The 8189-nt window shown below is 60.0% G+C and carries 8 protein-coding genes; 1 reads left to right on the top strand and 7 read right to left on the bottom strand.

Annotated features, from left to right (window positions below; translation table 11 throughout):
• Positions 1–182: 182 nt before the first annotated feature.
• On the bottom strand, positions 183–1307 hold the full coding sequence (locus ACQY7U_RS22190) for a LysR family transcriptional regulator (protein WP_428649491.1): 1125 nt from the start codon (positions 1305–1307) through the stop codon (positions 183–185).
• Between ACQY7U_RS22190 and ACQY7U_RS22185 the strand changes: the two genes are divergently transcribed.
• The gene (locus tag ACQY7U_RS22185) at positions 1192–1809 is read left to right on the top strand and encodes an RraA family protein (RefSeq protein WP_428649488.1); all 618 of its coding nucleotides are present in this window, start codon (positions 1192–1194) and stop codon (positions 1807–1809) included. The two genes, ACQY7U_RS22190 and ACQY7U_RS22185, sit on opposite strands and share 116 nt — an antisense overlap.
• Before the next feature lie 707 nt (positions 1810–2516).
• Here the strand turns inward: ACQY7U_RS22185 and ACQY7U_RS22180 are convergent.
• The 6 genes from ACQY7U_RS22180 to ACQY7U_RS22155 all read right to left on the bottom strand — a co-directional run.
• Positions 2517–3158, bottom strand: a complete 642-nt coding sequence (locus ACQY7U_RS22180) for an isochorismatase family cysteine hydrolase (RefSeq protein WP_428649485.1) — start codon at positions 3156–3158, stop codon at positions 2517–2519.
• Complete coding sequence (locus tag ACQY7U_RS22175) at positions 3155–3940, bottom strand: N-formylglutamate amidohydrolase (protein WP_428649482.1); 786 nt, start codon at positions 3938–3940, stop codon at positions 3155–3157. Before ACQY7U_RS22175 ends, ACQY7U_RS22180 begins: the two co-directional genes overlap by 4 nt.
• Complete coding sequence (locus ACQY7U_RS22170) at positions 3937–4830, bottom strand: branched-chain amino acid ABC transporter permease (protein WP_428649479.1); 894 nt, start codon at positions 4828–4830, stop codon at positions 3937–3939. Before ACQY7U_RS22170 ends, ACQY7U_RS22175 begins: the two co-directional genes overlap by 4 nt.
• A 1-nt stretch (position 4831) precedes the next feature.
• Complete coding sequence (locus ACQY7U_RS22165; protein WP_428649476.1) at positions 4832–5545, bottom strand: ABC transporter ATP-binding protein; 714 nt, start codon at positions 5543–5545, stop codon at positions 4832–4834.
• 13 nt (positions 5546–5558) lie between these two features.
• Positions 5559–6710: an ABC transporter substrate-binding protein gene (locus ACQY7U_RS22160; RefSeq protein ID WP_428649474.1), complete on the bottom strand. Its 1152-nt coding sequence runs from the start codon at positions 6708–6710 to the stop codon at positions 5559–5561.
• A gap of 30 nt (positions 6711–6740) precedes the next feature.
• A partial coding sequence (locus ACQY7U_RS22155; protein ID WP_428649471.1) for a branched-chain amino acid ABC transporter ATP-binding protein/permease occupies positions 6741–8189 on the bottom strand: 1449 nt, incomplete at its 5' end.

Below are 8189 nucleotides of genomic sequence, written 5' to 3'. Positions count from 1 at the left end.
CCCCGTGCCGCGCCTGTGTCTTTCTGACCTGGCATCCGGGCCTGCCAAGTGGTTGGCAACAAACAGCTGACAGGCTGGCGAAATGAAAAACGACAATTTTTCAGAGGCTTGGATCGCTAAATGGAAATAGTCTTTTCCGCTCGACCCGGTTTCGGCCTCGCCAGACGGCGGAAAACCAGGCGTCAGAAAGTGCTCACCGCCTCGCAAAGGCGCGTGACCTCCTTCAGGAACTGGGCGTTGTAGTCTTCCCGGTAACTGACGAAATATTCGAGAGGCGGGATCTCGATCGAGGTTTTGATCACGCACAAGCGCCCCTCGTCGACATAACGGCGAAAGAAGGCGCTCGGCAGCACAGTGACCCCCAGTCCATTGGCGGCAAGTTCCGCAAGCGCGGCCATGTTGTTGCTGTTGACAGTGCTTTTGAACTTCAGCTTCGGATTGTCGATGATGTCCTTCAACATCGGACGCAGCACCGAGCCGCGCGACTGAATCAGTATCCTGTGTTGCGTCAGCTCTTCTTTCGAAATGAGTCGGCCCTGCAGCCCCAGTTTCGGGTGACACATCCATGCCATTTCGATGCTGCCGAGGGGCAGGCTGGTCACCAGGGGATGATGGCTGGCCCGCGGGCAGACGATGAAGTCGATCTTGCTTTCCGCAAGGCGGCTCAGCAGGTCGCTGGTGAGTTCGACTTCCGGCTCAAGCGTCATGCCCGGATAGCGGTCCGAGATCCGCTGAAGCAGTTCGGGGAGCCACGAATAGGCGATCAGGTCAGTCACCCCGAGGCGGAACCGGCGAGGCGCCCCTGCCTGAGCCTTGGCGATTTCGATCAGGGAATTGTTGAGCTTGAGGATTTCTTCGGCGATCTCGCAGACATCGCGCCCAGTCGACGTCAGCGCTGCCTTGCGGCTGGTTCGGTCGAACAACGGTGTTGAAAAGTGCCCCTCCAGTTCACCGATGCGTTTGGAGACCGTCGATTGCGTGAGGTTGAGGTAGTCCGCCGCCGCCTCGAATGTTCCCAGGTTCGCGACCCAGTACAGAGCTTCCATCTGCTTGATGGTGAACATGCCAAATCCATGAAGTTTAGCGATATAAAAAGTAGAAATAATATCGCTTTTAAAAATATTTAAGTCAAGGAACGATGAGCAGGTCAAGCCGTCGACGACGCAAATCATAAGAAATGAAAGACTGAAAATGCCTTTGACCAATTCATTGCCGTCCAGCGCGGGAACCAACGAACTCATCGATTTGTATCGCGGCATTGCCACTTCGCTGATCAGTGACAACCTGGGCCGGATGACCGGCGCCACGGGAATTCTTCCCTATTCGCGAACCTGCGAAATGATCGGAACCGCGCTGACGGTGCGCACGCGTCCGGGCGACAACAAGACGATACATGAGGCGCTTTTGCAGCTTCAGCCGGGACAGGTTCTGCTGGTCGACGGAGGCGGCGATCTCACTCAGGCATTGATCGGTGAAATCATCCTTGCGAATGCAACCGTTCGCGGTGCGGCCGGTCTCGTTATCGATGGCGCCATCCGCGACGTGTCTGCAATCCGCAAGTCGGACACCCCCTGTTTCGCACGTGGTGTGACCCATCGCGGCCCCTACAAGAACGGGCCGGGCGAAATAAACGTTCCCATCACCATTGGCGGCATGGTGGTCCATCCCGGTGACCTGATCGTGGGCGACGAGGATGGGCTTCTGGCGGTCGATCCTGAAACCGCTCTCAGGATTCTCCCGGCCGTCCGGGAGCAGGAGGCAAGCGAAGAGGAGAAGCTCCGGGCGCTCAGGCAGGGATGCCTGACCTGAACACCTGGCCGGAACCGGACTGAAGTCAATACCGCAACCGAAACCCAACTCGCCAGCCTCAACCGCGACCCGGACGCAGTGGTTGAGGTCACCTCGCAAAAGCAAGAAGGGTTTGAGGTTTTTATGTGAGTGATACGAGTGTCCGGGAGCTTGGCAAGGTTCTCTCCGGCGTCGGAGATGCCATTGAAACCCTCAATGTGTCACCGCAGCAGCGCGAAATTCTGAGGCGTTTGGCCGCTTGTGGCGGACGACAGGGTTACAACCAATTCAACCCGCTCAACTGGCTTGTTTCCCCGGCCTATGCATCGGACTGTTCGCAGACGACGATCGAAGACCTGATGCTTGGCGTTAAACGGGACACGCTCGAAAAGCTCCTCGAGCTGTGCAGGGAATTGGATCCAGGCGTCGCCGCTTATGCCAAAGCCACGCTTGCCACGCGCACATATGCCGATCTCCCGGCCTGCGAGTGTCATCGCCTTCGAGTGAAAGGCCCAGGAAGTGAGCTAAACGCTCTCCACATAACCCGGGAAAGTCCACCTCTCCGGTTTCCCCTTATTAAAACGGCGGGTCACTTCAGTGGGAGAAAAGCAGGACCCCGGCCTCTGCGGATTCATGAGACAGATGACCAGCGTCCCCGCGCATCCGGACACCGGAAAAGGGGGCGGACGCTGCAAATCCGCCTGCCCGATGCCGGTTGCCGAGACCCGTCAAATCGAACCCAGTTCGGCGACAAGGTCCTCGGTGGTCATCTGCCGGCAATAGCCCTTGATCGTGGACAATGAATTGTCATGCCTTGCCTGGGTGTACGTCAGGCAGGCATCGGTCACCTGGGTGACCAGATAACCCAGGTCGCAGGCGTCCCGGATCGCGCTTTCGACGCATTGGTCGGTAATCAGGCCGCTGATGATGAGCTGACGCACACCGAGATTGCGCAACACGTAATCGATGTGGGTCGACACGAAAACCGAAGACGACGACTTCGGAAAGACGATCTCGTCCTCCAGGGGGGCGAGGGCGTCGATCACCTTTCCGTCCCAGGACCCCTTGGGAACGTTGAAACCGGTGATCTTGTAATCAAGGCTTCTGTCGCGTCCGTCCAGCGTCAGGCTTTCGATGGTTGTGTAAAGCACTTCGACGCCTGCCGAGCGGCAGGCCGACTGGATCTTCTGCATTTGCGGAATGACACGCGTGTCGAGCTGGTCGAAATACCAGCCGTATTTTGACTCAAACTCATCCGCCGGGAGGTCCTTGAACTCTGCTCCCTGCCGGTGAGCGCTGAAGTTCTGAACATCCACGAACAGAAGAGCGGCATGGTTGGGGTCGATGGGGACTTCACGTGTGAGGGTCATTTTTCTTTGTCCTTCAGAAATTCCAGGATCACCTTGGCAAGCAACACGGCCCAGGCCCTCTGCTGATCCGGGTGGGAGATCAGGTCATTGCGGATTTCGATGAGGCTGTGTGCAAGTCCTCTTGCCTCGCCATGACGGGGAACGAACCAGTCCGATGCGTCTTCGATCTGGTAGGGCTGGTTCATGCCGATCTCCATTTCGGGCCGTTGTGCCCTGACGAGCGCCCGCAAGGCTTCGGACGTACTTTTGTCTTTCCTGTAGAGGAAACTCAGTTCCCAGGGACGCCTGATGCCGTCCATGACCGGCGTGAAGCTGTGCACCGAAAAGGCTGCCAGTCTGTCCGCGCGGTCGAACAGGCCGTCCACGGCCTCGTGAAAGGGCCAGAAGACCTCGTCGATCCGTGCCTGCCTGTCTGCCGGGTCGAGACCGCGGTTTGCGGGTATCGTCACGCCGTCGCTTGCTTCGGGAATGGAGTCCGGTGCTTCCGGTGGCCGATTGCAGTCAATCACAAGCCGGCTGAAATTCTGAAGCAACGCCGGGGCGCCCAGCAATTCCGCCAGATGCCGCGTAACCGCGGCGGCACCGATATCCCAGCCGATATGGGCGTCGAGATCGTCGCGTCCAATTCCCAGTCCGTCCAGCCTTTCCGGAACACACTGACCGGCATGTTCACACAGGAGGACGACCGGGAAATCGCTGTTGGGGTTGAGCACCTCCACCGGTGAAGGGTCCCGGCCGGCAAGCAAACGAGGTCCAATCGCCTTCATCTGGCCAATCGTCATACTTTCACTGCCTTGAGTACGTTGGAGGGAACGAGACCGTTGGGCCGGAACAGCAGCAGAAGCACCACGATACCGAGGCCGATCGGATCACGGAATTCCTGCAATTCCGGCGGAAGAAAGGCTGCGAGATAGACTTCGATGAAGCCGAGCACGAAACCGCCGACCACCGCGCCCCGCAAGCTGCCGAGACCGCCCAGGATTGCTGCGATGAAGGCCTTCAGGACGGGCGTGAAACCCATGAGCGGATCGACCGAGGCACGCTGGCTGACCCAGAGCACGGCAGCGACACCGGCCAGCAAACCGGACAGTGCGAAGGCGCCGGCTATGACGGTGTTGGCCCGAATGCCCATCAACCGTGCGACCGCGAAGTCCTCGGCGGCCGCGCGCATGGCAATGCCGGTCTTCTGCTTGGTCATGAAGCGGTCGAGAAACACCAGCATCACGACCGTGGCGGCGATCGCCACGATCTTGTTGACCCCGATGATCAGTCCGCCGATGACAATGCTGTCGGACAGGAATGCCGGCAGCAGCACGGCTTGCGACCGCGCGGAAATGAAATTCTGAAAGACGACCTGCAGGATCATCGCGACCGCAAAACTGGTGATCAGCATCGTTGCGCCCGACGCGTTGCGCACCGGTCTGAAGGCAATCCGCTCCATCGCGACGGCGGCGAGCATTGCGGCGCAGATCGCCAGGGGGACCGAGATCACGAAGGGCACGCCGGCAAGCCCGCAATACATCAGGGTGTAGCCGGAAATCGTCATCAGCTCGCCATGCGCGAAATTGATGAGCCCCATGATGGAGAAGACCACGGCAAGGCCCAGTGCCAGCAGGGCATAGGTTCCGCCGAGCGCGAGCGCATTCGCGCTCTGCTGCAAAAACAAGTCCATCTCATTCAGCTCCCAGGTAAACGTCTTGCAGGTTTTCGCTTCGAGACAGTTCGGCCGCCGTGCCGGCGGAGACAATTCTGCCGCTGGACAGGACGTAGCCGCGGTCGGCGATCTCCAGCGCCATGGAGACATTCTGCTCGACAACGACAAGTGTCACGCCCTGGCCGCGCAGCACGCCAATCAGCTCGAAAATCTGTTCGACGATTTTGGGGGCCAGTCCCAGCGAGGGTTCGTCCAGGAGAAGGAGGCGCGGGTTGCTCATGAGAGCCCTGCCCACCGCCAGCATCTGTTGCTGGCCGCCCGACAGGGTGCCGGCATACTGCTCCCGCCGTTCCCGCAAGATCGGAAACAGGTCGTAGACCCGTTCCCAGGCCGCCTTGATTTCACTACGGTTGCCGATGGCATAAGCGCCCATCCGCAGGTTTTCCTCCACGGACAACGTCGCGAACACCCGACGGCCTTCCGGCGACAGGGTCATGCCGAGCGGGGCCAGCCGTTCCGGGGCATGATCGGTTACATCGGTTCCGTCGAACACCACACGCCCGGAGGCCACGGGAACCAGCCCCACCAGGGCGTTCAAGGTTGAGGATTTCCCGGCGCCGTTGGCGCCGAGAAGTGTAACGATTTCACCCTGATCGATTTGGAAATCGATCCCGCGCACTGCTTCGACAGCGCCGTAATTCACCTTGAGCGAGTCAACTGCCAGAAGCGGCATCGGGGATCCTCCTTCAACGCATCCGCGGTTCCGGGATCAGCGACGGATCGGGCGTCGGCTGTGCCACGAGTTCCCGGGCGCCTTCCGTGACGCGGACCAGGGAGACCTGACGAACGGGCATGCCCGTCGTTCCCTTGTAGGTTATGGTGCTGGTCGCGCCCTGGACGTTTTCCAGATTGGCAATCGCATCGCGCAGATCCTGCGGCTGTGTCGACCCGCTCTCCAGGACGGCCGCTTCAAGCACTTTCACCAAATCGTAGCCCACGGCATTGAAAACCGTTTCGGGTGCCTTGCCGTAGCGGGCCTCGTATTTCTTGTTGAAAGCCTCCAGCGGACTGCCTTCGGTTGCGTGGCCTGCGGTGGAGAAGACAAGTCCCTCGGCGACGGCCCCCAGAGAGAACGTCGTGGGGCTGTCGATGCCGTCGGAACCGATCACCTGGCTTTCAACCCCTGCGGCCCTCAAGGCTTTCAGGAGGGAAGGAAAGTCCGGTTCATAGGCCGAGGTCATGATGACGTCGGGTTGCGGATCAAGCGCGGCGATGCGCGTTGCGATCGCCGAAAAATCCTGCTGGCCGATCGTGTAGGTCGCCTGCCCCAGCATGGTCCCGCCGAGTTTGGTGAGGACCTCGATGAAGTAGACCGGCATCGTCGTGTATTGTGTGTCCGGCGAGTAAATGATGTAGCCGTTACGGTATCCTTGGTCGAATGCCCACTTCGCCGATACCGCGGCCTGTACGTTGTCGCCAGGGAAGTTCGCAAACATGTAGTCGCCGCCGAGAACGGGCAGTGTTGGTGAGGAAGCGCAGGTCGAGATTGCCGGAATCTGCGCGGAACTGACCACGCCCATTGCTGCCAGTGCCGGATCGGCATCGCAGGGCAGGATCAGAACGGAGACGTTCTGATCGGCGAGTTCCTGAACGGCGATCGACGTTTGCGCCGCATCCGAGCGCACGTCTTTTTCGATCAGTTCGATTTTGGTGTTGCCGCCGATGCCGCCGGCGGCGTTGATTTCATCCACCGCGATATGCACGCCTTCCAACACGGGGGCGTCGAAGGGGGCCAGCGCGCCGGTTTGGGAGATCGCGACCCCTACGGTCAATGTTTCTGCCATGGCGGGCCCGGCCAGGCTCGCCGCCAACAGGGTCGATAACATCAGCTTTTTCATGATCTTGATCCTTTGTTCCTCTGGAAAGTCTTATTGTTTCCCCGGTCCGAGGTAGGCTTCGACGACGGCCGGGTTCTTGCGGATCTCCTCTGGTTTGCCCTCTGCTATGAGGCGGCCTTCGTTCAGCACAACGATGCGCGAGCACAGCTGGTTGATCAGGTGAAGGTCGTGGTCGACCAGAAGGATTCCGATGCCCAGTTCCGAGGACAGGTCCCGCAGACGGGTCATCAGATCTTCAGTCTCGTTCCTGTTCATGCCGGCGGCAGGTTCGTCCAGGAACAGGATCGACGGCTGGCAGGCCAGGGCACGGGCAATTTCCACCCGGCGCTGATCTCCATACGACAGTGTGCCGGCATCCTCTGCTGCCTTGTCGAGCAATCCAAGCCTTGCCAGGGCGGCGTGCGCCCTGGCGTAGGCGTCCGTTCCGCCTTTTGTGGACAATGCGGCCACAAGAACGTTCTGATGCACCGACAAGGTCGAGAACAGGCGGATGTTCTGAAAGGTTCGCGCAATGCCGCGTTCGGCCACCTTCTGGGTGGAGAGGCCCGTCAGCTCTTCGTCACCGCGGAAGATCTTTCCTTCGGTTGCCCTCAAGACGCCGGACAACATGTTGAGGCAGGTGGTCTTGCCGGATCCGTTCGGCCCGATCAGGCCGACGATTTCCCCGGGCTGAACCTGCAGGGAAACATCGTTGACCGCTGTCAGGCCGCCGAAGCGCATGGTCAGGTGCTCCGCACGCAGGGTGCTTTCTTCCTGAATTTCCTGCGTTTCGACAGGAGCCTCGATCTTGTCGGTGGTGATGCGGAAGACGCGCTCCTCCCATTCCTTGAGACCGGCCAGGCCGTTCGCTTTCCGGAACATGGCGAACAGAATGATGACGCCGATACCGATCTGGGCTGTTCCAAGGAACGCAGGCACATCGACGCCCGCAATCGAAAAGCCGCTTTCAAGACGTCGAAGGAACTCCGTCACAAGCGTGATGACGACCGCACCGGTGATCGCGCCGGTGACTGTGGTCATGCCACCGACGATCAGCATCGCAAGAAGCAGAAACGTGTCGGAGAAATAGAATTTCTTGGCACTGAAGGCGCCGAGAAAATGGGCGAGAAGGGCACCGGCCAGGGCCATGACCGCCGCACTGAGGACCCAGGCGATCAACCGTTCGCGGCGGATGTTGATGCCGACGGCACCGGCCGAAATCGGGTCCTCGCGGCCGGCCCGCAGTCGCAGTCCGGAAACCGAGTCCCGGTAGAGCCGTGCGATAATGAGGGCCAGAACACAGCCGATCGCGGCTGTCCAGACACCTGTTTCCCGCGGTACGCCAAAGAAGGACTGCGCGCCGCGGGTCACATCGCGCCAGCCGATAATGCCGCCGTGAACGATGATCAGCAGACCCAGGGTGGCAATAACGGAGGCGGAGCCTTCCAGCCGCCCGATTGCCCAGCCGACAAGCAAAGCAAAAATCGCCGTCACGATGAC

Source organism: Roseibium sp. (assembly GCF_050301095.1).
GTDB lineage: Bacteria > Pseudomonadota > Alphaproteobacteria > Rhizobiales > Stappiaceae > Roseibium.
Note: the sequence above shows the minus strand (reverse complement) of the source record. Positions and strands in the feature narration are given on the sequence as shown.

Bases quoted from the DNA above. Each gene is read 5' to 3' on its own strand.
- ACQY7U_RS22185 (WP_428649488.1), top strand. From the start codon at position 1,192: ATGCCTTTGACCAATTCATTGCCGTCCAGCGCGGGAACCAACGAACTC.
- ACQY7U_RS22180 (WP_428649485.1), bottom strand. From the start codon at position 3,158: ATGACCCTCACACGTGAAGTCCCCATCGACCCCAACCATGCCGCTCTT.
- ACQY7U_RS22175 (WP_428649482.1), bottom strand. From the start codon at position 3,940: ATGACGATTGGCCAGATGAAGGCGATTGGACCTCGTTTGCTTGCCGGC.
- ACQY7U_RS22170 (WP_428649479.1), bottom strand. From the start codon at position 4,830: ATGGACTTGTTTTTGCAGCAGAGCGCGAATGCGCTCGCGCTCGGCGGA.
- ACQY7U_RS22165 (WP_428649476.1), bottom strand. From the start codon at position 5,545: ATGCCGCTTCTGGCAGTTGACTCGCTCAAGGTGAATTACGGCGCTGTC.
- ACQY7U_RS22160 (WP_428649474.1), bottom strand. From the start codon at position 6,710: ATGAAAAAGCTGATGTTATCGACCCTGTTGGCGGCGAGCCTGGCCGGG.